Genomic DNA, 24,286 nt, shown 5'->3' on the forward strand with positions numbered 1-24,286 from the left:
TCCCCGTGTCGGGGGTGCTCGGTCCCCGGTCCCTGGTGGTGTCGGTCCCCGTGTCGGGGGTGCTCGGTCCCCGGTCCCTGGTGGTGTCGGTCCCCGTGTCGGGGGTGCTCGGTCCCCGGTCCCTGGTGGTGTCGGTCCCCGACTCGGCGTCACTCGGTCCCCGGTGCCGGTCAGGGCCCTGAGCAGGCGCTTTCGCCGCATCGAGGTCGGTCCCCGCGCAGCTGACGAGGTCCTTCTTGGGCTCTGGTTTGACCGCCTCGGTCCCCGTATCGTCACGGTCCTCGGTCCCCGTATCGTCACGGTCCTCGGTCCCCGCGTCACGGTCCCCGGTTCCCAGCTCGGTCCCCACGTCACGGTCCCTGGCTCCGGGGACCGGTCCCCTCTCCGCGTACGGTCCCCGGTCCCCGGCGAGTTCGGAGGCGGTGCGGGGACCGTCGGTGGGGACCGTGGTGCTCCAGGCCGTCGGGACGGGGACCGTGACGGTCGTTGTGTTGTAGTGGTGCGCGGACCAAGGGGAGGGCAGGGGGACCGTGGCGAGCGCGAGTGCGTGCCTGCGGGCGGCGAGCTGGTCGAGCAGCGCGGCGCGCTGGGCAGGGTCCGTTGCGACTGAGGCCCGGCCGATCGCCTTCGACAGCCGTCGCGTGAGGCGCTGGCCACGCCGGCTCTGCTGCTGTTTGGGGGTGCGCTCGGCGAGGCGGGCGGCGAGCGTGACCGCGCGGGCGGTGGCGCGGTCGCGGGTGATCTGCGCGGCGTCGCGGTCCCGGGCGGCGATGCCGAGGCGGGACAGCAGCCGTTCACGTGCCTCACGTCCGAGGGTGGCGATCAGACCGTGGGAGGCGGCGCCGGGGGTGCGCAGGCGCAGTTCGATGCCCATGGCCAGGTGCCACAGCGCCGCCGCCATGACCGGCCCGACGAAGGCGCGGACGGTGCCGCCGACGGGGCCGCTCTCGGCGTAGGCAGGGATCACCTGCACTCCGGTGATGACCCACACCAGGGTGCCCGGCAGTCCGGGCGCCCCTTGGGTGGCCAGGTTCTGCCGGGCCATCAGCGCGGTTGCGAAGAGGGCGAGTTCGGCGGCGGCGAACATGCCGACGCGCTCGGCGGTGCCGGCCATGTCGAGGTAGTCGGCGGCGAACCGCCAGCTCGTGTCCGCGCTGTAGGCGGTGCAGCCGAGCGCGGCGAGCGCGGCAACCTTGACCGCCGGGCTGCCGAGACGTTTCTGCGGACGAACGCCCCGGTGTCGGATCACCCAGGCGGTCAGGGCCAGCGCCAGGGCGGTGACGGGGACGCCGATGGCGAGGAGGAGAGACAGGCCCGGGACGGCGCCGAGGGACAGAACAGTGAGGTGGGTCATGCGGCCTTTCGGTGAGAGGCGTGCACCGAGGTGGGCTTCGCCGGCTGGCGTGCCGGCTGCTTCATGCCGGGTTTGACGGACGCGGGTCGGCTGGTCGTCGGGGCGGTCTGCGTCCCCTTCTTTTTGTTCTTGCGCCTTGGTACGCCGAAGGTCCGGTCGCGGTCGAAGACCTTGTTGGCGGCCTGCCGCAGCAGGTCACGGGCGTGCTTGTGGCTGATCTGCAGGGTGGCGGCGAGCCGGTCGGGGCGCCAGCCCCGGACGTAGGCGTGGTCGATGACGACATGGCGCTCGATCTCGGTCAGGTGCACGTCGCGTCCGTTGAAGAAGGCGATCACGCGGCCGTAGTCGAGGCGCTGGGGCAGCCCGTTGTGCCAGGGACGCCGCTCCGCCTCGGTCAGGCCGCCCCAGATCCCTTCCTTGAGGGTGTTCTCCAAGGCGTAGTTGAGGCAGTCGCGGCGGACCGGGCACAGGCCGCACAGTTCCTTCGCCTCGACGATGGCCTCGTAGTCCCGGGGCAGCGGGAAGAAGGTGGCGTCGGCGTCCTCGGGGTCCATGCCGTGGCACACACCGCGGGTATGCCAGCTGGTGTCGCCGATGCCGCGCAGGCCGGTGGCTGGCGAGGTGTGGGTGGTGATGTGGCGCAAGGGTGGTCTCCGATGTGCTGCCGCGTCGACCGGTCGGAGCCGACGGTGGGCGGACGCGGCGTCGGGTGCCGGCCGCGGCGTTGGGTAGGTGCCGCAGCCGGGGCGGGACGGTGGCGTTGTTGCGGTGCACCGGACGGGGTGCACCGGCGGGTTGGGCTGGTCAGGCCATCGCGGGCTGATGGGGCTCCTGTGCCTGCTGGGCGGCGGCGAGGTCGAGGCGGCAGTGGTGCGGGGTGGCGCGCGGTACGTTGCCGCGTGCAGCGCCGTCGGGGCTGATGCGCCGACGGCGGCACGGTTCGCCGACTGGGGCCTGGCACCACTCGCAGCGGACCGAGAGCGCGTCGGGCTCGCCTTGGGCGATGGCCGCCTCGCGTGCCGCTCGGGCGGGCCGGTAGGGCGCGAGGGCGGCCCGGGCCTCCGGCGGGATGCAGGAGCCGACCCGCCGCAGCCGCGCCTCCAGCTGCGGGTCGATCCGGCGGCTGGTGATCTGCCGGTGCTGCGCGGGCTGCGCGGTGCCGGTGGCGACGGCGTGCCGGGTGCCGACCAGCTCGGCAGTCCAGGCCGCCTGGTCGTCGGGGTCGGCGGACGGGGTGGGATCGGTGTGCCGGTCCAGGCGGTCGCGCCGGTAGCTCTCCCACGGGCGGGCGATGTCCGCCGGCAGGATCTGGTACGGCGAGAGGCGGATGTGCTGGCGGGCTGCGATGCGGGCGTCCCAGCCGTGTGGCGTGGCCAGTGGCACGTCTGCGAGCAGTTCGTGCCACTGGGCGAGCTGGTCGCGGGCCTCGCCCTGGTCGGTGCGGATGGTACGGGTGTCGAGTCGGCCGATGTAGGCCAGCAGGGCGGCGATTTCGCGGCGGTCCATGGCTACTCCGTTCCGGTCGGTTCGTCGAGGGCGGCGAGGAGGGCGGCGGTGTGAGCCTCGGCGCGGGTCATGCCGCCTGCGGGGGCGGGGCCGCTGCCGGGCAGGGCGTAGAGGTTCGGGCGGCCGGGGGCGTGCTCGCGGGCGATCCAAGAGCGCCAGTCGGCAGCCCAGGCGCTCGCCGAGCGGGGCTTCCAGTCGGCCCGGTGGGCACGCCACTTCGCGTCGGCGGCACGCAGGCCGTCCTTGCCGAGGCGGGTGAGATGCCCCTGCTGGTGGGCCCAGGCTTCGGTGGCTGGGTCGACCTGCCACTCGCCAGCCGAGGTGAGGGCAGCACCACTACTGCTGCCTTTACGGTTCACCTTCGGTTCTCTACGGTTCTGGGGGTTGGATTCCGTACCTTGCGCGGTGCGGATTCCGGCACGTCGGGGGGTCGGAATCCGTCGCGAGGGGCCGGATTCCGCACCGGCCGGATTCCGGCGGGAGGGGTCGGATTCCGTACCCTCCTTGGGCCAGATTCCGTGACGCCGGAGCCGCGTCTCGTCCAGCTCGGGCACCGGGTCCGACTCGGTTGGCGGCTCGACGTACGCGTCCGGGTCCTCCCACGTGGCTGCCGCGACCTTGGCCAGCCACGCGGCGGCGCGCGGCAAGCGGTAGGCCGTGGTGCGCTGCGGGCCCTGCAGATGGTCCAGCACCTTCAGCTCCCCGCTCTGGACGAGCGACGTGAGCGCGTCGCGTACCGCGGTCCGGCTCGCGTTCGTGCGCTCGATCAGGCTGGAGAGTGAGGCCCAGGCGGCGCACTGCTCGTCCGGTACGCGGTCGGCGACCGACAGCAGGACCAGGCGCGCGGTCCCGCGGCTGGAGCTGTGCTTCCACACCCACTCGCGGGCATCGACGCTCATCGGCCGCTCCCGATCGTCGGGTGGGAGGGCTGCATCGGCTCGGGGGCCGGGACGTGTTCACGCGGCCGGTGGGTGGAGGCAGGGAAGTGGGCGGCTGCCGCGCAGGCCAGGCCGTTGGACCTTTTGCGCAGGGCGGAGCGCATGCAAGAATCTCCTTCGGTGTTGCCACGCTGAGACGCCCCGTGGAAGGGATCAGCGTGGTGATGATGGCGATCTCCGCCCTTGCCGGGGCGGTTAGTGCCGTTGAAGCGTTCGGCGTCCGGGAGTTGCCGCTCTCGGGCGCCGCCGCTGTTTGTGGGCCTACGTGGCCCGGAGTGTGCGCATGCCACTGCTCCTTATGTTCGTTGCGCTGGGCGGTCTGCCCGGCGGACGACGAACATACGTACGGCACCGTGTCAAGATCCAGACTTGGTTCTTAAACTCCCCACAACTCTCTGCTTCGTGTGGTTTTGCCCGCTAACGGGCTTGCGTGCAGTCAGCATCTTGCCTCTCGATTGAGGTCGCCCCCTCACGAGGGCTGTTTACACCTGTTGACGGACAGGCAAGATCGTAAGTCGTGGGCAGCGTCCACTGTCAACAGGTGCGGACGACTTCATTGGTTCTGTGAGTGCGGTGTACACATGAGTTGACGGGTCTGGTTTGATGGACCCCGATGTGTGATAGAGGGAGGTCGAATAGTGGGCGACGAGGTCAGCGAGGAGGGGCGCGCTCTGGCGGAGAAGGTTGACCGGCTGTTTCGGGTGATTCACCCCGAGGGGCGGGGGCCTTACTCGCTGCGCGAGGTGGCCCGAGGTGTGGCGGACATGGGTGGCCCCAGCATGTCGGCGAGCTTCCTTCACCAGTTGCGTACAGGGCAACGCGACAATCCGGGCATAAAGTATCTAAAGGCAATCGCAGGATTTTTTGGTGTGTCGCCGGCGTACTTCTTTGACGACGGCGAGGGGGCGCGCGCTCAGGCGGAAGTGACCCTGCTCGAGTCGATGCGCGACAACCAGGTCCGTTCCGTGGCCCTGCGTGCCTCCGGCCTTTCTCCCGAGACCCTCCGTACCGTGCAGGCGTTCATCGAGCGAGCTCGGGAGCTCGAGGGCCTCAACAAGGGCGGTCAGCCAGAACAGGGCGTATGACTCTCGTCACTCCCTGCGGGGGATAGGTCCCGTAAAAATCAGGACACTTCTGTCTGGTCATCCTGGAAAGTGGCAGCGTTATCGAGAGCGCTTCGTTTTCGGATGTGAATCCTCATCCCCAGGTCGCATAAAGTGCTCGGTGGTGGGCCTTCAGTGCGCCTGCAGCAAGCAAGAAATGAAAGACCAGGAGGGGATCGTTGCGCTCACAGCGACGACTCCGGATTCCGTCCTTCCGGCAGCGCCGGAAAACGATGAAGCCGGATCCACTGTCAGGGATTGAAATTCCTTCCCCCTTCGATCTGCAGAAATTCTGCGCCGCCGTAGCGGAGCATCGAGGTCGCCCGCTGCTCGTCGAGGAAGTCGAAGGAGTGAGTGGCGCAGACGAAGAGTTGTGTGGCCTTTGGGTGGAACTCGATACCGCGGACTGTATCTTTTTCGAGGCGTCGACCTCCCCGTTGCACCGAGACCACATCGTCCTGCATGAGATCAGTCACATGCTCCTCGGGCACAGCTCCTCGAGCGATGGGACTGTGGGCGCCAACCTGGGCGGACTGTTCACCACCATCGATCTCCGCACTGTCCGTAGTGTGCTGGGGCGGGCGAACTTCAGCAGTCCCCAGGAGCGCGAGGCCGAGCAACTCGCCACCCGAATAGCCAAATTGGCAAAACTGACGCCCCTTCCGAAAAATCATGATCCCGAACTCGACCGTATAGCTGCGGCGTTGCGCGGTGACGGCAGATGATGAACCTCTTCACGTTTGTGGTCACCGCACTCCTGTGGATTACCGTTGCATGGCGCGCCGTCAAGGTCTGGCGGAAGGGGCAGGACCGATCCCTTTGGTGGGCGTTCTTCGGGCTGGCCGTCATGATGACGTTGCGCATGCCGCCCGGAAGAGCGCTCGACCAATGGACAGGCGTTACCGACCTCTCCTACTTGCTCAAGCACCTCATCGGAGGGGTGCTCGCACCAGCTGCTCTGCTGGCCTTCCTGCGTAAGGTTTCCGGGGCTTCGGATGGGCCGCGAACCAAGCGGCGGCGCATCACGTTCGCCTGCGCGACGGCGCTCGCCATGGCGATCTTGTTCTTCGCGAAACTCCAGCCGTACGAGACGCCGGCAATATTCGCGGACCCCGTGGCCCATTACGTGTTTCTCGCCTACACGCTTCTCTTCCTCGGCTACCTCACCGCCTCACTGCTGGGAGGCATGAGGGTCTGCTGGCGCTGGGGACGCAACTCAAGTGGCCGATCGCTCAGTTGGGGGCTTCGAACCATTGGCGTGGGCTTGGCCGCTGGCGTCGTGTATGCCGTCGTCAGAGCGGCAACGATCGCCACACGCATCCGCGGTGACGGCCTCTTCCCCGGCGCCGTGGACGACTACATCTGCACCGTCCTGCTCATGGCGGCCCTCGTTCTCATCGTCGCAGGCACCAGCCTGCCCATGCTCAGCCTGCTCCGCAGCTGGCGGGCCGAGCGGCACGCGCTCCTGCGTCTGCGCCCCCTGTGGCGAGACCTCACACAGGCCACACCCTCCGTACGCCTTCACACTCCACGCGGTGCGGTGACCGAACACCTCAACCCACTCAATGTGCACGACCGTTTGTACCGTCGAGGCGTCGAGATCCGTGATGCCGCGCTGGCCCTCAACAACTACGCGTCGCCCGCCCTGCGGAATCGGGCCCAGCAGCACGCCGAAGCCCGCGGCCTCTTCGGCACGCAGGCCGCAATCGCCGCCGAAGCCTGCTGGCTCGCCGCCGCACGCCACGCCAAGCTCCGGGGCGCAGCGCCCGTTTCCAGCGCCGAGCACCGCCCCGCGGGCGGCGGGCGGGACCTGCGCAGTGAGATCTCAGCGCTCACCCAGCTGTCCGACGCATACCACTCCGACCTCGTCCGAGACTTCACGGACTTGGAAGACCGCCTGATGGAGCCACCGGCATGAGCACCTTCGTTGCACCCCCCACCCCGGCCTACGCCGAAGCCACCCCGCGCGTGAAAGCGGCGAAGGTCCTCACCGACGTCTTCGCGCCGGCCAACCTGGTCATCGCGCTGCTCCTGCTGATCGGCCAGCACAGCACAAGCAGTTTCAGCGGAGTCGGATGGGGCCTGTTCGCGGCCTTGTTCTGCGGCATCGTCCCCATGGGGATCATCCACTTCGGCGTGCGTCGCGGGAAGCTCACCGACAAGCACGTCCGCGTACGCAAGCAGCGCATCGCCCCGCTCACGGCCAGCTTGACCTCCGTGGTGACCGGCATCGTTCTCCTGAACGTCCTGGGCGCGCCCCGGGAGGTCTTCGCGCTCGTCATCGCCATGCTCGCTGGCCTGGCCAGCGCGCTGGCGGTGACGGTGTGGTGGCAGATATCCGTGCACAACGCCGTTGCCGGCGGCACTGTGATGATCCTCGTCCTGGTCTTCGGCCAGACGCTGGTCCTTCCTGCGTTCCTTTTCGTCGTGGCCATGGGGTGGTCCCGCCGCGTCCTGAAGGCACACACCTTGGCTCAGCTCGTCTGCGGCTCGGCGTTGGGCTCCACCGCTGCCCTGGTGTTCGCGCTTCTGCGGTAGTACCCCGGCGGGCGCGCCGTGTCGGTGGCGCTCGCGGGGGCCTGACTGGCGTCCGGGCCCCCGAAGCGCTCAGCGTGTCATGCCGGGATGGGACACGAACACTGACTCAGATCATTGATTCGGGCGTCTGAGCCCCTTCGCCGGCGGGTCGGGGTGAAGATGCACGTTCGGCCGCCTCGGTGGGTGCCGGCCAGAGGCTGCGTTGGACGGCGATCGCGGCGGCGTCGTCGGCGAGGTGTCCGCCGGCGTGGGCGATGAGGTCAGTGCGCAAGTGGTGGACGAGCGCGGAGGGACTGTGGCGGTCCCAGGAGGCGGCGAGTTCGGCCAGCGGGTGGAAGACGCCCCGGGCATTCCGGGCCTCGGTCACCCCGTCGGTGTGCAGCAGCAGCGTGTCACCGGGCTCAAGTGTGAAGGTGCCGACGTGGTAGCGGTGGCCGGTCAGCTCGCCCAGTCCCAGCGGCGGGGCAGGGCAGGCTGCGTTCAGCAGTGTGGAGACCTTCCGGCCGTGGAGCAGCATGGGGGCGGATGCCCGCAGGTGACCATCTCCACCTGCGGCAGCGCGTCGGGGATGTCGAGGATCGCGACGGTGATGAAGCAGTCTTCGGAGGAGATCGTGTTCTCTCCGCTGGTCAGGGAAGTTGTCGCCGACCTGCTGAAGCGCGAGAAGCCGATGTGGCGCGACGACCTGCGCGCGGTCGCCACGCACATCGGACTCGCGGCGTAGGCATATGCCAACCCTGAGCCTTACTCAGCCCTGATTTTTTCTCAGGGGTGAGCCGTCAAAACGGCTCTAGATTTACGGGTCATGACGACAAGTCACGCACAGTCGGAATTCGGCGTGGCGCCATTACCGCCCGCCAAGCGCCAACTCCGTCTTGCTCGCGAGGCCGAAGTCGAGCCGACGGAGGCCGGCCGCTTCACGGTCCCCCTCGCCCTGTACGAGGGGGCCGCGGAGCCGGCGTCGACCAGCTCCAGGCTGACTCGCGGATTCAGATGGCTGGTGGCCTTCAAGACGGGCGCCGCACGGCCGTCTCCTGGCCGCCGGGGGCCGTTGGAAGACCTGGGCATGGCGCACGTCGTTCGGGGTCCTGGAGTACCGGCTCCGCTGCCGCACGCGCTGGCTGACGGCCTGAGCCTCCCGCCTGCTGCTGTGAAGGGGATCGCGTCATGCCCATGCCCCAGGCCCTCCCGTCGCGGGTGTCGGGGTGAGCGCCGCTGTGACCACCCGACCCGTGCACGTCACCGCCGCGCGCCGGCTCCCGGGCGAGCGGGAGCTAGTGCTGCCCGGCGAGCCGGAGATGGCCGGTCGGGCGAGGGATTTCGTGCGCACAGCGGCGCGTGACTGGGAGCTGGGCGAGGAGACGGCTGACACGGCCGCACTCGTCCTATCCGAACTGGTCACCAACGCTGTGGAGCACGCCAAGGACGGCAAGATCCGAATTTGGGTCCGTGCACGCGAGGACCATCTGGTCGTCGAGGTTGCCGACCATCACCCGTGCAAGCGGCTGCGAGCGAGGTCGCCGGGGCCCGAGGAAGACCACGGCCGCGGTCTGTTGATTGTGCAGGCCGTCTGCCTCGCATGGGGGCGCCGGCGCTTGGACGGTGACTCCGTGACCTGGGCCTGTCTCGCGATCAGCGGCGAGGGCGCACCGGATCCGCACCGTGGGCTGGATAGCCTGCCGCCCTCATCCCCTCCCGGAGATCGTCCGCCGACGCTTGACGAAGGAGCCCGTGTGTCCCTCTCCCCACCCGGCCTGAACCTGTACGCGTCCTGGGAGGCGCTTGCCGACGGGCTGCAGGTCCAGCGCCTGGCCCTGCACCTGCCGCAGCTGCGCGAGCAGCTCATCACACCGCCCGGCGATGTCGCCTTGTTCGCGCGGACCTCGCCGGGCGCGCTGACCACGTGCCCCGCCGCGCTTGCCGGGCCCGCAGCCGAGGCGGTGATCGACGGGGCCGGCCTGGCGCACTGGCTGCGTCTGCCGGCCGAGTACGGCACGGCCGACGCCGGGACGACTTCGCTGACCGTGAGCGCGGAGCAGGTCGCGGACACTCTGCTGCAGGGCGTCACCGAGCCGGTCGCGCACGCGGCGGTGGCCGCCGTGTGTGCGGCGTCGGCCTGGTGGGTGGGCGCGTTCGCCGTCATCCGCCACCTCGGGGTCCATCACACGTCCCTGCAGCCGGTCGATACCGCGGTCTGTCTGGAGACGCTGGAGGACGCGACGCGCATCGTGGCGCTCGGCACCGCCCAGCGGATCCTCGCCCAGTATCTCCGCACCGCTGACGATGAGACCGTGCGCCTCGGCTACTGCCGTGCCATCACCGAGAGCATCGTCGTCGAGAGTCGGCTTCCCACTCTGTTGGACGAGCTGGGCGAGCTGCGTCTGGTCGACCTGGTGTCCACGTCGATCCCGTGGCGCGGCCGGTTCACGAAGTACGCCGGGGGCACCGGCGCCGGGCAGGTGGAGTAAGCCGATGGACTACCCCTTCATCGTTGTCGAAGGGCTGGATGGCACCGGCAAGACGACCCTGCGCAAGGGGCTGTTCCGCCTCTTCGAGGGCCTTTACCAGGTCACCCCGCTCGCTGTGCTGACCACCAACTTCCTTGATCCGGCTGTGGCACTGGACCTGGTGGAGGGCAAGTACCAGCCCATCCCGGAGAACCAGGACCGCTACCTGGCGGCGCTCGCCGCGGACAAGCAGGCCACCTCCGGCCGGCTCATCGCCCCGGCGCTGCCGGCCCGCCCGGTCATCGCGGACCGGTGGCTGCTGTCCGAACTGGCCTTCTTCGCGGTCAAGCACAACCGCACCCCCAAAGAGACCTACGCCCGACTCACCGAGCAGCTCCACCTGGTCCCCGACCTCACGCTCGTCCTGGACATCACGCCCGAGGCCGCGATGGAGCGGGCCGCCGCCCGCTCCGGGGACGCGACCCGACCCGACTGGGACGTCCTCGAGATTCAGGCAAAGGTCCGAGAGATCTACCAGTCGGTCGCGTCCGCCGCTTTTCCCGCCCTGGGCCCAGTTGTACGGATCAACGCCGCACAGGACCGCGCCACCGTCCTGCACACCGCCTGGCAGGCCCTCGACGAGTACGGCCTGCTGCCCAACAGTGAAGGAGCTTGACGTGAGCACCCCCACAGAGGCCGACATAGCCCCGCTCACCCCTCGGCTCATCGCGGCCACCCGCGCCGGCCGGCCGCTGCGGGCGATCGGCGCCGCGAGCGCGGTGGCCGCCAAGGTTGCCGTGGAGACCGGCTTCGACGCCCTGTGGGTGTCGGGCCTGGAAGTCGCCACAGCCCTGGGGCTGCCGGACGAGAACGTTCTGGGCCCGCGGGATCTGGCTGACACCACCCTCGCCCTCACCCGTACGGCGGCGCTGCCGGTGATCGTGGACGTGGACAACGCGGGCGGCACCCCCGCCACGGCCCGCCGGTTCGCCGACGACCTCACCCGAGCCGGAGCCGCCGCCCTCTGCCTGGAGGACAGCGCCTACCCCAAGGTCAACTCTTTTGCCCTTCACCGCAGTCAGGCGCTCACCCGTGTGGAGACGATGAGCGAGCAACTCGCCGCGATGCGCGAGGCCGCGGGCCGCGAGGTGGCGCTCATCGCCCGCACCGAGGCCCTGATCTGCGGGGCCAGCGTGGCGGAGAGCGTTCAGCGGGCCGCGGCGTACGCGGAGGCCGGCGCGGACGCGGTCCTCATCCACTCCAAGGACCCCACAGGCACCCAGGCCCTGGCGACAGCCGCTGCGTGGACGGGAGCAGTGCCGCTGGTTACCGTGCCCACCGCGTTCGCACACCTGGCCCCGGACGAACTCGGCGCGGCCAGATTTGCACTGGCCATCTACGCCAACCAGCTCTCGCGCGCCGCGCTCGCCGCGATGCGCCAGGCTGCCGCCTCCTTCCAGACCACCGGCTCCTTCACCGCCGACGGCACGCCGTTGTCCGACGTTGCCGACCTCCTGAAGATCGCCGACCCCGCGGCGCGCGCCTGCCTGTAGCACTGCGCCAGACCTTGCTCCAGCCCCGCACCACCCACGCGCGGCATCCTGCCGCGCGGCCCGACGAGGGAAGGACGCACCACGCCCATGGCCACGCCCCTGCCCCGCATCAGCGTGTCGGTCAAGGCCGCGATCGTGCACCAGGACCGCATTCTGCTGATGTCATACGACGATCACTCCGGCTTCCACTACAACCTGCCCGGCGGCAAAGCGATCGTCGGGGAGCCGCTGCGAGACGCGGTCGCCCGCAAGGTGAAGGACGAGACCGGACTGCGCGTACGCGCCACCCGGCTGCTGTTCGTCGTGGAGTACGTCCCCGAGCAGTACAACGACGAGTTCGGCACCGTCCACAAGACCCAGCACAACTTCCTCGCCGAACTCCTCGGAGATACCGCCACTCCGCGCAAGTCCGACCCGCCTGACCCGATCCAGGTCGGTTTCGAGTGGGTACCGCTGCCCGAGCTGCCCGACAAATACCTGCTGCCGCGCGTCAACCAGCAGCTCCTGGACGCGCTCGCCGCTACCCCCGCCGACCGCGACGTCCTCGTGGACCGGTGGTGACCATGCCGGGACTGCCCACCACCGCCGTCCTGACCGAGCTGCACGCGTGGTTGTTAGAACACCACGGTGACACCGTGGACGCCGACCGGCTGCCCGCCATCCGCGCAGAGCTCGAACGCATCGGCGCCGACGACGTGCCCGGCGCAGTCGCCGAACTCGGCTGCTACCAAGGCGCCATGGCCCTGTGGATGCGCGCCGTCCTCGACGCCACCGGACAGCAGCAGCGACCCATCCACGTCTACGACTCCTTTGAGGGCCTGCCCCAGCGGGGCGAGAAAGATCCGAAGCTGTTCGAGCCCGGCTTCCTGCGCGCCGAACCGGAACAGGTCCTCGCCCTGCACGACCGCTGGGGTCGTACCCCGCCGGTCATCCACCGCGGCTGGTTCGCTGACACCCTGCCCGAACAGCTGCCCGACCAGATCGCTTTCGCCTACCTGGACGGGGACTACTACGACTCCATCCGCACCTGCCTGGCCGGGTGTGTTCCCCGGATGGCCCCGGGTGGCGCGCTCGTCGTCGACGACTACGCCGACCTTCAAGCCAACCCCAAGGCGTGGAACGGACTGCCCGGCGTCAAAGCGGCCTGCGAGGACCACTTCGGCACGCCGTCCCCGCTGGAGGTACTGGCCGGCACCGACGACCTCGCCTTCGGCCGCTACACCGCCCCCGCCCTGCCCAGCAGGAGGGCAGGGCGGTGACCGGAGCAATGCCGGCACCCCTGCTCGTTAGTGTGCGAGGCGCGGCCGACACCAAGCTGCTACAGAGGCACCTGCCCGGCTGCGCGGTCCGGGAAATCGATGGCCTCGCCTCCGCAGAGGTGAAACTCGCCTCCCGGGCCGAGGTACTGGTGCTGCGCTCCGGACAGCTCCTTAACACCGACCGGCTGAGGGTATGGCTCGCGCTGCGGCACGTGATCCGGGCCGGCTCCGGCACGGACGGCATCGACGTCGCTGCGCTAGATCGCCGCGGTATCACCCTGCACCGCAACCCCGCCCCGTCCGCCGACGCGGTCGCCGAATGGGCCCTGGCCGCTCTGCTCTGCCTCGCCCGCCGCATCCCGTACGGGCATGCCGCCCTGATGACCGGCCAGCACACCAAGCAGCAGTGCCTGGCCCCGCCCGTCTCCCGGATGCGGCTGGCGGTCTGGGGCGCCGGGCCGGTCGGCCGCGCCTGTGCGAAGGTCCTCGCCCCGCATGTCGCCGAGATCGCCTTCGCGGCCCGGCCAAGCCTGCCCAGCGCCCTGCCCGCCCGCTCCTGTGACGAGCTGCCCGCCTGGGCAGACGCACATGTCGTGGCGCTGCCACTCACCGCCGAGAACCACGGCCGGTTCAACGCCGCGTTCCTCACCTCGGCCCGGGCACGGCGCCCCTTGCTGATCTGCGTCGGCCGCCTTGGCACGCTCGATGCCGACGCCTGCCTGCGTGCGCTCGCCGACGGCCAGCTCGCAGGGCTCGCCCTCGACCCCGTCGAGCCCGGCGACCTCCCGTTGTGGGCCCACAGCGATCCACCCGGGCCGCTGAATCTGCTTGCGACCCCGCACATCGGCGCCCAGCGCCACGACGTCCGCGCCGTCCTCGACGCCTGGGTCGCCACGACCGCCGCCGCAGTCCTGAACCCTGAAGGGAGCGTGCCCCGATGACCGACGCCTGGCAGCCCGCCCCCTGGCTTCAGACGCGGCTCAAGGTCGCCGAGCAGGCCGCCGCCGAACTCGCCGACGAGCACTTCGGCGCCGACGTGTGGCTCGTGGGTGCCCTTGCCGAGAACTTGGCCCACCAGCAAAGCGACGTGGACCTCTTCGTTGTCACGCCCGACGACCGCGGCCCGGCCCCCGAGCTGAGGTCGCGCCTCACGTGTGGCATCCGCATCGACGTACGGGCGGTGACCAAGACCACCGTGCACGACTGGCGCACGCTGCTCGAGGCGTTCACCGTGTCCCGCGACGACATCGAGATGTTCCGCACGGTCCGGGCCCGGCTGAGTAACCTCACCCTCCTGCGTACGGCCCGTCCGCTGGCCCGGGCATCGGACCAGGCGGAGATCCTTGCGCCCGAGCAGCGGGCCACCTATCAGCGGTGGGCGCTGGCGGACCGCTGCGAGGCAGCGGCGAGCCTGACCGAGGACCTGCTCGGCCTGGCTCAGGCGGGCCTGTACCCGCACGCCGACCTGGTGTGGGATCAGCTCGCCCGCGTCGTCGCCCAGGCCGAGACCGTCGCCGCCGGCGCCCCGCTGCTCGGCGAGAAGTGGCTGCCCAGCCTGCTGAGCAGCCGCGACGACGCTGCCCGCTTCACGCCCGTGCCGGCCCTTCCTGAGCCTCGCTGGGTGAGCGCCGCCGCACACAGCCCCTTCTTCGCCTCCGTCCAGGCCCGCCTCGCGAATGCCCTGCTCTCGCTCTGGCCCGCCGACGTCGAGCCGGAGCCGCTCGACGAGGCGGGGCTCGGCAGCTTCGGCTGGCTGCCGCAGCGCTACAGCGACGGCTGGTTCCTGCGCCGCGGCGACGCTCGCGTCCCGCTCTCTACCAGCCGGATGCGCGCCTGGCGGGACGCCGCCGCCCGGCGGGCCCGCACGTGATCCATCCGCCTACCTGCGAATCGGGGAGGTCCCGATGCCCAGTACGCTCACCACCCCCACGACAACCGTCGGCGCCGAGGTGTGGCGGCCGCTGGAGGACACCGATCACGGCGCCGCGGTATCCGTGGTCCTCAAGCTGCGCGGCGAGACCTGCGACGTCGACTGCCTGTACTGCTTCGAGAAGCGCAAGCTCGCTCCCGGTGGCGCCCAGATCACCCCGAAGCACGTACGCCGCCTCGGCCAGATCTTCGGCCAGCGGCCTCTCGCGATCGAACTGCACGGCGGGGAACCCCTGACCATCGGCAAGCTGGCCATGGCCGCCCTCCTCGACGAGCTCACCGCCCAGCCCACCGTGCACCGTGTGCACCTGCAGACCAACGGTGTACGGCTGGACAGCGAGTGGCTCGACCTGTTCGACGCCCACTACCCGGACCTGCACATCGGCGTCTCCATGGACGGCGACGAACAGGGCAACTCGTGGCGCCTTGGATACGACGGCACCGCGATCTACCCGCACATCGTGAATGCTCTGAACCTGCTCGCCGAGCGCCAACGGAGCTGCGGCATCGTCACCGTGGTCACCCCGGCAGTCCTGGGCCGCGCCGCCGAGGTCATCGACCACATCGCCACTTTCGACGCGGTACGCGCCGTGCACCTCCTGCCCGCCTTCGACACCACCGTCACGGAGCCGCTGAAGGCCACCGGCCGGCGTACCAGCCCCAGCCGCCGTCTCCAGGCCCGCGCAGTCGGCGAGGACGGAGCGGCCTGGGCGATCACTCCCGCGCAGTACGCCGAGTTCGTCCTCGACGCCGCGGCCCGCTGGATCGGCGCCGGCCACTTCCGTCGGATCAAGCTCGACCCGGCCGTCGCTGCGATCCGCCGTCTCAAGGGCCTGGGCACCGCCCACTGCCACTTCGCCGCGCACAAGTGCTCCCACGTCTTCGCCACCTACCCAGACGGCCGCTTCGGCTCCTGCGACGAACTTCCCTGGCCCCAGGCCAATTTGCTGCCGCTCGCCGCCGCTCGCAGCGAGGCGGACGTCACCGAGGCCCAGCACGCCAACCCGCTGCTCACCGCCGGGCGACAGCTGATGACCACGTGCGCCTCCTGTCCGTACCGGGAGGTCTGTGGCGGCGGATGCACCGCGACCCGCTGGCGCATGCGGAAGGCAACCGGGAGCGACGACGCGTACTGCGACCACCGCGCCCGCTTGATCGACGGCATGGCCCACCTGCTCGCCGCCCCCGACCACCCGGCCGGCGCCCACTGCCTCCGTGCCCACTGGCGGCCCACCGTCCCGACCGTCCTGGACGACGCTGACGCCTTCCTCGCCCGCTGGGACGATCCAGCGGTCCCCCGAACCCCGGCCCGGCTCCGGCGCAGCGACCAGGGCAACATCAACGCCGTCGGCCTGCCCGGCCAGCAGGATGCCGACGAACTCGGCCCGCGCCACCCTCAGTGGCGCGACGGCATCGAGGACAGGGCGTGGCACCTGGTCGACACGATCACCCGCAGCTGGCAGGCCGTCATCTACGACTCCTGCCAGGGGCAAGCCCACTTGGGCACCGGCCTGACCCCGTCGGCCTTCCAGGTCGGCCTACTGCCGCGCACCCGCGCCGAGTACGCCGCGCTCGCTGCCCGCCTGTGCCACGCGCTCGCCGCCGCCGACGGCTACCTGCCTGCCGCCACCACCGCGCAGCTGGTCCGCACCGAGCTGTCCAGCACCCGCACCGGCCGCCAGTACCCGGCCCTCAACCTGACCCTCACCCCGGCCCCAGACAGCACGTGGGCCGACTACTTCACCGGCCTCGACCAGGCCGTGCGAACCCTTACCCACGTTGCCCGCCACACCCCGCAGGTCACCGGATGCGCCTGCGCACTCCGCCCGCCCCGCCCCAACCGGGAGACACGATGATCCACATAGCGGAGACGCTCACCGTCTCCAGCTTCGAGGACTTCCTCACCCCCGACGAGGTGGCCACCCTCACCAACGTGGTGGACCACGCCCTCGGCGATGACGGCATCCGCCGATTCGACACCGAGCGCACCACCACCCTGCACTCCATCCCCGGCCACACCACCGAGCAGGCCATGGCCATCTACGAGCCCGCCGGTCGCCTCGAAATCCACCCGCCCCCCGAGAGCGCGGCCGAGATCCTTGCCCAGGCCGTCGAGCGGGCGATGCCCGCCCTGCGGCGAGCCCTGCCCGCCCTGACCGCCTGCCGCGAATGGATGTACGTCGAGTACGCGCCCGGACAGCACATCACCCCGCACGTCGACGGCATCGCCCCGCACCCCACCGATCCCATCCGCCAGCTCGCCGGGATGAGCGTCGTCCTCGAACACGCCCAAGCTGGTGGGGAATTCTTCGTTGAGACCACCTCCCACCCCGCCCTGTGGAGCGACCAGCAAAGCGGTAACGGCTACCACCCGGCCATGGCGTTCACCCACGACGGCGCCGACCACTCCGCCGACTGGTTCCGCACCATGCCGCGCACCCGCTGGAGCGTGCGCCCCGCCCCCGGCACCGCGCTGCTGTACGGATCCCAGGTCACCCACGGCACCGAGCCGGTCCGCGTGGGGCGCGAACGCAAGTTCATCAGCTGGCTGATCAGCGAAGCCTGATCCGGCCATGCTCCCGTCCATACGCAGCCCGCCGTTTGTGCGGTGCACCCCGACCAGTCCCTGCAACCCGGAGGAAGAGATGGACACGACCGATGAGTGCGGCGAGTTCCTTGCCGCGGTGGACCAGCTGCGCGACGAGGGCACCGTGCGTCTGACCGCGCACACCTCCAGTGTCTCCGCCGACGCCTGGAGCACCCCGGACGCCGCCGAGCCGGCCACCGCCACCCCTGCGGCGGACAGCACCAGCTGATCGGGCCGGACCAGCAACCTGCCTGTCGTCAACGGCCCCGGTGCCGGCGCCCGCTGGGCCCGGCACCGGGGCCCCGCAGCCAAGGAGCCTCCCGACATGAACGACATCGCCGCCGCTCTTGCCCTGGACGCCATCGCCACCCACCGCCGCGAACGCACCGCCGCCGCCCTGGAACTGCTCGACGCCGGGCACACCCCGCCGCCGGGCGACAAAGCGCTTCCCTTGGCCTACGCCCTGGCATACCACCGACTCGAAGGCGCCGAGAACGCCGCCCGCCACAGCGACACGACCGCCCTCGACTGGTACCGGAACACCGCGGGGTTCTCCCTGACCCGCCTGGTCCGCACCTCCCGCCTCGGCCCACGCATCGTGGTCGCTCCGAACGAGGACGAGATGATCAGAGGCCCGCACTCCGACACCCCGTACTACGTCCTCGGCCCCGACACGACCCGCGCCGCCGAACCTCTCGCCGCGCTGACCGACGAAGCCTTCGACCAAATCGCCGCCACCGGCCTCGACGCTCTCGTCGAGGCACACGCCACTGTGATCTGCCTGACGGGCCGACGCCGCCCTTACCAAACCCTGCGCAGCTTCGCCATCACCCGTCTGCCGGCGACCGTCTTCACCGACCACACCGGCGACGGTGCCGTGCTGGGCCGCGACCTAGTCCACGAAGCCGCCCACAACTGGCTCAATGACGCCCTGGCCGCGCTCCGAGTTACTTTCCCCGACGAGGAAACCTACTTCTCCCCGTGGCGCGGCACCGAGCGGCCCGCGTATGGATTCGTCCACGCCTGCTTCGCGTTTCCCCTCACTATGATCTACGCCGCGCGAATCCTGGCTGACTCCTCCGGCCCCGAACACGCTGCCCTCGCCGACCACGTCCACCAACAGCGTGCCCAGTTGGCAGCAGCGCAAGACGGCTTCACCCGCGCGCTGAAGCTGGTCACCGATCACGGCCTGCGAGAGCGGCTCGGCACGGTCTTTCAGCACGCCCGCTCGCTCTGAACCGCCCACGGAAGTCGCCAGCACACGTCCCAACTAGCCGGTCGTGCGACCGTTTTCAATAGGACTGCTCAGAGCGTCCACAGTGTGGCGTCTGGTGGCGTCGGAGTGAGTTGGATGCGCGTGTAGAACTCGGTGCCCAGGATCTCTTCGCGTGTCGGCGGCTCCATTCTGGCGAGGAGGCTGGGCAGGGAGCGAGAAGCGGCGACCTGACGCTGACGTCTGCGGTCGTGCTGACGTACGCGTCCGGGACCGTCAGCGCGCTCTTGCCTACTGTGTACAGCGCCGCGGCCAGAGCAGCACCCCCGGAGACAGCGTGGGTGGCGAGGTAGATCGCCTCGGTCTGCCAAGGCACACCTCGCTCACGGTGAAGGCTGCCGAGGGCTGCTGCTTCGACGGCAAGCAGAGTCGCCTGGTGGGTATAGCGGTGGTCGGGGTGGCCGGTCATCTGGCCGAGGGCATCGTGGGTCACCACGGTCGTGGGCCGAAAGTCGCGGATATGGGAAACCAGGTCGCCGACGACTTCATCCATGGGGGTGTCGCATAGACGGGGCCGGCCTGGTGCGGATGAGTCGTTGCGCGCATCGCTGTATGCGAGCATGTGGGGTGACCCTGCGCCAAGGATGGACAAAGCAGCGGCGAGTTCCGGTGCACGTGCGCTGTCTGAGCCCCAGGTGGTCGTAACGACTGCCGTACGCGCCCCGCTCGCGCTGTGCCGCGCGAGCACGCCCCCGGCGAGCAGGGATTCATCATCGGGGTGGGCAAAGACAGCAAGCAGTGATGGCAGCGTCGTCGGCGCAGTGCTCGCGGATGAGCCCCGCTCGTCGGGCCCGGTCTGGTGTGCGGGTTGCATGATCATCTCCTAGCGAGGCGGGTGGAGTTCATGCCCCGCCGCTCACAGCGGTAGGTGCCAGCCCGGTGCCTTGGGCGTAGGGCGTGAAGTGCGCGGGGTGGTCAAAGGGCGGATCCGGGTGCCAGGCGGTGAGGATTTGGGCGCTGCATACGAAAAGGCTGTCGGGCAGCTGGTCGAGGGAGTACCAGTCCCAGTCGCCGACGCTCTCGTTCGGCTGGGTTGTCGGCTGGCCCTGCCAGGTGTTGACCAGTGCGGCGACCAGGGTCCGTTGCATGATCGGTTCTGTCTGGAACGTCGGGTTGGTTCGCAGTTGGGGTGGGGTGCCCCGGTCCGGGCGGAGGGTGAACGCAGTGCAGGCAGGGTCCCAGTGATCATGTGAGTGTCGAAGTCCCATGAACACTTGGTGAGTCCGTGCCTGCTCCTCCATCTTCTCTCATGCCCTCCGCGCTGGATCAACTGGCTCAGGCCACTGCACCGGCCCCGTTGACGGACGCACTGTGTCTGTCGCAGTTCCTGGAGACGATGCCCGACCTGCGAGGTCTTCGCGGACGCCGCTACCTGCTGTCCGCCCTGCTCGCAGCGGCCGCGGCGGGCGTCCTGGCCGGCGCCCGCTCACTGACCGCGATCACGGAATGGGTCGCGGATGCCCCGGCCTGGGCCTGCCGGGCCCTCGGTTTCCCCGTCGACCGGCTGACCGGCACCGTGTCGGTGCCGCATCCCCACACGCTGCGCCGTCTCCTGGTCCAGCTCGACGGCGACGGCCTGGACCGGGCGATCGGCGCCTTCCTCGCCGCCCGGGCCACCCCGACCGAGCCCGGGCTGCGGGCTATCGCCGTCGATGGCAAGGCCCTGCGCGGCTCGCGCACCGCCACGGCCACGCACGTCACCCTGCTCGCCGCGATGGACCACAGCGGCAGCGTTCTCGCCCAGTGTCAGATCGCCGACAAGAGCAACGAAATACCCGCCTTCCAGCCCCTGTTGGACAACATCGATCTCACCGACAGCGTGATCACCGCCGATGCCCTGCACACCCAGCACGCCCACGGCGCTTACCTCCGCAACCGCGGCGCCCACTACATCGCCCAGGTCAAGGCCAACCACCCCGGTCTGTTCGACCGCGTCCGCCACCTGCCCTGGCAGGAGATCACCCTTGACCATTACGAGCGCACCCCCGCCTACCACCGCAAGGAGATCCGGCGCCTCAAGACCGCCTCCTTCGCGCACATCGACTATCCCGACGCCCGCCAGGCCCTCCAGGTCGTGCGCTGGCGCAAGGACTTCACCAGCGGAAAGCTCACCATCGAGCGCGTCTACCTGATCACCAGCCTGCCGCCGGGAGCCGTGAGCGGCGCTCAGCTCGCCGCGTGGATCAGAGGGCACTGGAAGATCGAAAATCTTCTGCACCACGTCCGGGACCGCACCTTCAGCGAGGACGACTCCAAGATCCATATCGGCCGGCTCCCGCGCGTCATGGCCGGCCTGCGCAATCTCGACATCGGCATCCACCGCCAGGATGGCCACACCAACACCGCCGCCGCGCTACGTCACGCCGCCCGCGACTGCCACCGTCCCCTGACTGCCCTCGGCCTCACCGGGTGAACCCGGACAGAACTGATCACGCAACGAACCCTGGATACTGGTGGCTGTGGTGACCTCGTGCTCTCTGCGGGAGGTGTCACGACGGACGACCTCGTAGCCGCCCTCGTCCAGGACGGCCGCTGAGGCGAACCAGCAGGCTCCCGTGCCGTTGAGCGAGGTGTTCGACGTCTCAACTCACTTGCACAGCAGCCCTCTCCTATCCTGCCGCACTCGGAGACCAGCTCAGAACCCGAGAACCCGAAGCCGGTTCAGAGCGGCGATCGCGTCCGCATGCCCCTTCTCCGCGGCCAGGGTGTACATGGCGATGGCATCCTGGATCCGGCCCCTCTGCTCCCACACGGTCCCCAGGGTGTGAGCTCCGATCGGCTCACCCGCCTGCGCCGCGTACTGCCACCACTTGATCGCCGCATCAGAGTGTTCCTGCTCCAGGCACATGAGACCGAGGACCGTGGCCGCCAACCCGTACCCTGTCGTAGCGGCCCGGTAGAGCATCGCCCACGCCTCTTCCGTGCACCCCTGATCCTTGAGCTGCACGCCCAGGATGCCGGCCGCCTCGGCATTCCCGGCCTCGGCCGCCTTGCGGAGCCACGGCTCGGCCTCTTCTCTGCGGTCGCGACCGTGGAGGAGCTTGCCGAGTTCCGCTGCCGCGGATGACTGGCCGCCTTCCTCCGCTAGCCTGAGCCAGGATTCCGCCTCGTCGAGGGTTCCCTGTTCCTTGAGCAGGAGCCCGAGGGTGAGAGCGGCGCCGGAGGACCGCCCACTTTCGGCGGCGCCGCGCAGCCAGGCCATGCCCTCGTTTCCCGAACCCCTGTTGATCAACGCGACGCCCAGCATCATGGCCGCGTCGGCATGACCCATCTCCGCCGCCGAGCGGAATGACGCCTCGGACTGGTCCGGCTGACCAGCATCCCGGAGGCGGAGCCCGGCGGCGAACGCCTCGTCGGCTCGTCGTTCGTCCTGCTGCGCGGGTGCTCCCGATCGTGGCTGCGCACCCTGCGCCCGCAGCGTGGCGAGATGCTCGGAGGCCTCCGACACACCCAACTCGACCGCCTTCTCGAACCACTCTTCAGCGTCTCGGAAGCGCTCCTGCTGGCTCAGGAGCAAGCCCAGGATGTACGCAGCCCTGGGCACGCCGGCTTCCGCCGCCTGCGCAAGCCATCTGTGCGCTTCCTCGTATTGGCCGGCCTCCGCATAGTGCGCCCCCAAGCGACTGCTCGCGAGGGACTCGCCTGCCCGGGCGGCCCGCTCGAGCCACTCGATGCCTTCCGAAGAGCCCTGATCCAGCAAGAGGAAGCCGATCCGGTACGCCGCCTCCGAGGACCCGTCCGCCGCGGCCTCGCGCCACCACCGTAGGGCTTCGTCGGCTCTGCCCTGCGCGGCGAGGGCGCGCCCCAACAGAACTCTGGCCTCTGTACTCCCTTCGTAGCCGTCTTCGGCTGCCTGGACCAGCCATGGTTCGGCCTCGCCTGCGCGGTCCTGAGCCAGCAGGGCTTGCCCGAGGTGATGCGCGGCGAGCGGGCTACCGCCGGTCTCGGCCACAGCGCGCCAGAAGGGCTCCGCTTCGGTGAACCGAGTCTGTGCGGAGAGGATCATCGCCAGGAAGGCTCCGGCATTCTCCGCGCTCTTTCCACCGAGCGCGAACGCCTTGCGGAACCATGTTTCCGCCGTGACGAGGTCGCGATCGTTCTGGGCTGCGAGCCCCATGAAGACCATCGCTTCGTTGTCGCCGGCCTCTGCGGCCTTGACGAACCAGGGAAGGGACTCATCTCTTCTGCCCTGCCCATCGAGTGCCTTGCCAAGGACACGGCACGCGTCCGTGTCGCCCTCCTCGGCCCACGGGCGCAGCAGACTCTCCGCCTCCGCGTACTTCTCCTGACTGATCAGGATCGTGCCGAGGTACACGCCCGCACCGGGGATCGCGGATTCCGTTGCCAGGGCCTCACGCAGATGGACCTCGGCCTCGGCAAACCGCTCCTCGGCGCAGAGCAGCATACCGAGCAGGGACCTGCAGAAGGCATGCCGCTGCGGATTAACGGCAGTGGCGATCAGCTGCTGCTTCAGCAACTCCTCGGCGTCGCGCAGCCTGAATTGTCCTACGAGAGCCTGGCATAGGCCGACGAGCGCGTCCTCGTCACCGGCGTCCAGCAGCTCACGGAAGACGCCCTCCGCGATGTCGTACTGCTTCTCACTGATTGCTGCTTCTGCGACGTTCGCCCGATCGGCTTCAGCGGCCATCCGCAGGGCGGCGTCCCAGACGACCTCGGGCACGGGAGGGGCGGCGGCATCCCGTTGTGTGGTGTCGACGAGGTAGTCGAACACCGTGATGTGCCCCTCGGAGTCGGTGGGCAGAAGCAGACTGGTGGTGGCCCTGATCTGAGCGGTCGCCCACTCCACGGCCTGGGGGAGGAGCTCGGGGCGAAGCCGGGCACCGCCCCGCCCGCGCAGATAGTGCCCGTGCAACTGTTCCAGCATCGACAGCGCAAGGGGAACGCGCACCCCGGCGCGGCGAAGGTCCACACCGGCGGCAACGAGGGCAGCACCCCGTGGATGTGCCCCGGGCGCCCACCCGTTGAGCCAGGCCGTCATGAGGTCGGGCCCCGCCGCCAGGTACTCCCCGAGCCCGTATTCGTCGGAACGAGTCAGCGCCTCCGTGAGCCGAGAGTCCTCGGCCCCCCGGGCGCGGCCTAGTTCGGCCGATGACCACCGTCGCTCCACGCGGACCACGTGATCGGCCTGCCTGAGGACATCGTCGCCAGCGAGGCGGTGCCCGTCCCCGCCCGGTCCGGACCGCAGCCGTGAGTACTCCTCCACACGCATCGTCGCCAGGAGTGCCACACCCTTCCGCCGCATCAGGCGCAGCCACGGGACAGTCAGGCGAGCCGCCCCCAGGTACTGCTCGAGATCGTCGAGCCAGACAATCACCGGCATCCCGTCCGGGATGTTCTGGACCCCGCTGATCAGATCCTGGGGCGGTACGTGAAGCAGTCGATGGTCCGGAACGACGCTACGCGCGGCCTCGAACGCACACCGGCTCTTGCCTGCGGTGGACTCGCCGAGGACCAGAACCAGTCCACCGGACTCGGCGACGGCCCGCAGCGCGTCGTGCAGCGCGGCGTCACCGTCCCGCGGCACGTAGGGGGGAAGCTGTGGCTCCCCGTCCCGGCCCATGGCGGTCGGATGTACGCCCATGTGAAGAGGCGACTCCACGTGCCGCAGCAGAGGCCACTCCGCCGGCGGAGGCACATCCGCTCCCGGTGCCCGCGCGACGACCGTGGTGATCTGGACGTTGTTGTCACCGACCTGGACACCGTATGCATGACGGGCGTCAACCGGCTTCGAACCCGAAGCAGTCGTGTGCTCGCTCACCGTCAGCTGAAGTGATTCGT

At 69.8% G+C, this 24,286-nt stretch carries 27 protein-coding genes and 1 pseudogene; 17 read left to right on the plus strand and 11 right to left on the minus strand.

The genetic code is table 11. The features are described from left to right. The 5 genes from ACFY3J_RS17430 to ACFY3J_RS17450 all read right to left on the minus strand — a co-directional run. A partial coding sequence (locus ACFY3J_RS17430; protein ID WP_390841253.1) for a hypothetical protein occupies nt 1–1,354 on the minus strand: 1,354 nt, incomplete at its 3' end. Further along, nucleotides 1,351–1,998 carry a WhiB family transcriptional regulator gene (locus ACFY3J_RS17435; protein WP_390841254.1) on the minus strand — a complete coding sequence of 216 codons (648 nt, stop codon included), beginning with the start codon at nt 1,996–1,998 and terminating at the stop codon, nt 1,351–1,353. The genes ACFY3J_RS17435 and ACFY3J_RS17430, both read right to left, overlap by 4 nt. A gap of 160 nt (nt 1,999–2,158) precedes the next feature. Continuing rightward, nucleotides 2,159–2,860, minus strand: coding sequence for a hypothetical protein (locus ACFY3J_RS17440; RefSeq protein WP_390841159.1), 702 nt, complete (start codon nt 2,858–2,860; stop codon nt 2,159–2,161). A 2-nt stretch (nt 2,861–2,862) separates the two neighbouring features. After that, entirely contained in the window at nt 2,863–3,759 is an 897-nt protein-coding gene (locus ACFY3J_RS17445; RefSeq protein ID WP_390841160.1) for a helix-turn-helix domain-containing protein, read from the minus strand. Beyond that, a complete protein-coding gene (locus ACFY3J_RS17450) occupies nt 3,756–3,902 on the minus strand; it encodes a hypothetical protein (protein WP_390841161.1) in 147 nt (48 codons plus the stop codon). The genes ACFY3J_RS17445 and ACFY3J_RS17450 overlap by 4 nt, the downstream gene beginning before the upstream one ends. Nucleotides 3,903–4,436: 534 nt before the next feature. Here ACFY3J_RS17450 and ACFY3J_RS17455 point away from each other — a divergent pair. After that, the gene (locus ACFY3J_RS17455) at nt 4,437–4,883 is read left to right on the plus strand and encodes an XRE family transcriptional regulator (protein WP_390841162.1); all 447 of its coding nucleotides are present in this window, start codon (nt 4,437–4,439) and stop codon (nt 4,881–4,883) included. A gap of 269 nt (nt 4,884–5,152) precedes the next feature. Here ACFY3J_RS17455 and ACFY3J_RS17460 read toward each other — a convergent pair whose 3' ends face one another. Next, complete coding sequence (locus ACFY3J_RS17460; protein WP_390841163.1) at nt 5,153–5,392, minus strand: hypothetical protein; 240 nt, start codon at nt 5,390–5,392, stop codon at nt 5,153–5,155. A gap of 21 nt (nt 5,393–5,413) precedes the next feature. Between ACFY3J_RS17460 and ACFY3J_RS17465 the strand changes: the two genes are divergently transcribed. Genes ACFY3J_RS17465 through ACFY3J_RS17475 form a run of 3 tightly spaced genes read left to right on the plus strand, consistent with a single transcriptional unit; the run spans nt 5,414 to nt 7,439 of the window. Further along, the gene (locus ACFY3J_RS17465; RefSeq protein WP_390841164.1) at nt 5,414–5,626 is read left to right on the plus strand and encodes a hypothetical protein; all 213 of its coding nucleotides are present in this window, start codon (nt 5,414–5,416) and stop codon (nt 5,624–5,626) included. Beyond that, nucleotides 5,623–6,819: an MAB_1171c family putative transporter gene (locus ACFY3J_RS17470; protein WP_390841165.1), complete on the plus strand. Its 1,197-nt coding sequence runs from the start codon at nt 5,623–5,625 to the stop codon at nt 6,817–6,819. The genes ACFY3J_RS17465 and ACFY3J_RS17470 overlap by 4 nt, the downstream gene beginning before the upstream one ends. Beyond that, nucleotides 6,816–7,439 (plus strand): hypothetical protein, encoded by a 624-nt coding sequence (locus tag ACFY3J_RS17475; RefSeq protein ID WP_390841166.1) that lies wholly within the window; start codon nt 6,816–6,818, stop codon nt 7,437–7,439. Before ACFY3J_RS17470 ends, ACFY3J_RS17475 begins: the two co-directional genes overlap by 4 nt. Before the next feature lie 106 nt (nt 7,440–7,545). On the opposite strand, the gene ACFY3J_RS17480 is transcribed toward ACFY3J_RS17475, so the two are convergent. Continuing rightward, a complete protein-coding gene (locus ACFY3J_RS17480) occupies nt 7,546–7,956 on the minus strand; it encodes a PP2C family protein-serine/threonine phosphatase (RefSeq protein WP_390841167.1) in 411 nt (136 codons plus the stop codon). Between the two features lie 72 nt (nt 7,957–8,028). On the opposite strand from ACFY3J_RS17480, the gene ACFY3J_RS17485 reads away from it, so the two are divergent. The 12 genes from ACFY3J_RS17485 (at nt 8,029) to ACFY3J_RS17540 (ending at nt 18,451) form a co-directional block, all read left to right on the plus strand. After that, nucleotides 8,029–8,163, plus strand: coding sequence for a hypothetical protein (locus ACFY3J_RS17485; RefSeq protein WP_390841168.1), 135 nt, complete (start codon nt 8,029–8,031; stop codon nt 8,161–8,163). Nucleotides 8,164–8,656: 493 nt separating this feature from the next. Continuing rightward, nucleotides 8,657–9,907 (plus strand): ATP-binding protein, encoded by a 1,251-nt coding sequence (locus tag ACFY3J_RS17490; protein WP_390841169.1) that lies wholly within the window; start codon nt 8,657–8,659, stop codon nt 9,905–9,907. A 4-nt stretch (nt 9,908–9,911) separates the two neighbouring features. After that, entirely contained in the window at nt 9,912–10,562 is a 651-nt protein-coding gene (locus tag ACFY3J_RS17495; RefSeq protein ID WP_390841170.1) for a thymidylate kinase, read from the plus strand. Between the two features lies 1 nt (nt 10,563). Next, nucleotides 10,564–11,439 carry an isocitrate lyase/phosphoenolpyruvate mutase family protein gene (locus ACFY3J_RS17500; protein ID WP_390841171.1) on the plus strand — a complete coding sequence of 292 codons (876 nt, stop codon included), beginning with the start codon at nt 10,564–10,566 and terminating at the stop codon, nt 11,437–11,439. An 87-nt stretch (nt 11,440–11,526) separates the two neighbouring features. Further along, nucleotides 11,527–12,000, plus strand: coding sequence for an NUDIX domain-containing protein (locus tag ACFY3J_RS17505; protein WP_390841172.1), 474 nt, complete (start codon nt 11,527–11,529; stop codon nt 11,998–12,000). A gap of 2 nt (nt 12,001–12,002) precedes the next feature. Beyond that, nucleotides 12,003–12,698, plus strand: coding sequence for a TylF/MycF/NovP-related O-methyltransferase (locus ACFY3J_RS17510; protein ID WP_390841255.1), 696 nt, complete (start codon nt 12,003–12,005; stop codon nt 12,696–12,698). Between the two features lie 119 nt (nt 12,699–12,817). Further along, the gene (locus ACFY3J_RS17515) at nt 12,818–13,639 is read left to right on the plus strand and encodes an NAD(P)-dependent oxidoreductase (RefSeq protein WP_390841173.1); all 822 of its coding nucleotides are present in this window, start codon (nt 12,818–12,820) and stop codon (nt 13,637–13,639) included. Beyond that, a complete protein-coding gene (locus ACFY3J_RS17520) occupies nt 13,636–14,568 on the plus strand; it encodes a nucleotidyltransferase domain-containing protein (protein WP_390841174.1) in 933 nt (310 codons plus the stop codon). The genes ACFY3J_RS17515 and ACFY3J_RS17520 overlap by 4 nt, the downstream gene beginning before the upstream one ends. Nucleotides 14,569–14,602: 34 nt before the next feature. After that, the gene (locus ACFY3J_RS17525) at nt 14,603–16,483 is read left to right on the plus strand and encodes a radical SAM protein (protein WP_390841175.1); all 1,881 of its coding nucleotides are present in this window, start codon (nt 14,603–14,605) and stop codon (nt 16,481–16,483) included. Further along, on the plus strand, nt 16,480–17,193 hold the full coding sequence (locus ACFY3J_RS17530) for a hypothetical protein (protein WP_390841176.1): 714 nt from the start codon (nt 16,480–16,482) through the stop codon (nt 17,191–17,193). The genes ACFY3J_RS17525 and ACFY3J_RS17530 overlap by 4 nt, the downstream gene beginning before the upstream one ends. Before the next feature lie 79 nt (nt 17,194–17,272). Then, nucleotides 17,273–17,443 carry a hypothetical protein gene (locus ACFY3J_RS17535; protein ID WP_390841177.1) on the plus strand — a complete coding sequence of 57 codons (171 nt, stop codon included), beginning with the start codon at nt 17,273–17,275 and terminating at the stop codon, nt 17,441–17,443. Between the two features lie 96 nt (nt 17,444–17,539). Further along, nucleotides 17,540–18,451: an aKG-HExxH-type peptide beta-hydroxylase gene (locus ACFY3J_RS17540; protein WP_390841178.1), complete on the plus strand. Its 912-nt coding sequence runs from the start codon at nt 17,540–17,542 to the stop codon at nt 18,449–18,451. Nucleotides 18,452–18,506: 55 nt separating this feature from the next. On the opposite strand, the gene ACFY3J_RS17545 is transcribed toward ACFY3J_RS17540, so the two are convergent. Further along, entirely contained in the window at nt 18,507–19,307 is an 801-nt protein-coding gene (locus ACFY3J_RS17545) for a PIG-L deacetylase family protein (RefSeq protein ID WP_390841179.1), read from the minus strand. 22 nt (nt 19,308–19,329) lie between these two features. Then, complete coding sequence (locus tag ACFY3J_RS17550) at nt 19,330–19,575, minus strand: hypothetical protein (protein ID WP_390841181.1); 246 nt, start codon at nt 19,573–19,575, stop codon at nt 19,330–19,332. Between the two features lie 209 nt (nt 19,576–19,784). Between ACFY3J_RS17550 and ACFY3J_RS17555 the strand changes: the two genes are divergently transcribed. Then, nucleotides 19,785–20,900: an ISAs1 family transposase gene (locus tag ACFY3J_RS17555; RefSeq protein WP_390841182.1), complete on the plus strand. Its 1,116-nt coding sequence runs from the start codon at nt 19,785–19,787 to the stop codon at nt 20,898–20,900. Here ACFY3J_RS17555 and ACFY3J_RS17560 read toward each other — a convergent pair. Further along, nucleotides 20,841–21,032: pseudogene (locus ACFY3J_RS17560) on the minus strand (hypothetical protein); the annotation flags it as partial. The gene ACFY3J_RS17555 and the pseudogene ACFY3J_RS17560 overlap by 60 nt on opposite strands. Before the next feature lie 90 nt (nt 21,033–21,122). Then, complete coding sequence (locus tag ACFY3J_RS17565; protein WP_390841183.1) at nt 21,123–24,266, minus strand: tetratricopeptide repeat protein; 3,144 nt, start codon at nt 24,264–24,266, stop codon at nt 21,123–21,125. Nucleotides 24,267–24,286 lie beyond the last annotated feature (20 nt).

Source organism: Streptomyces sp. NPDC001231 (assembly GCF_042896885.1).
In the GTDB taxonomy this organism is placed as follows: Bacteria; Actinomycetota; Actinomycetes; order Streptomycetales; family Streptomycetaceae; genus Streptomyces.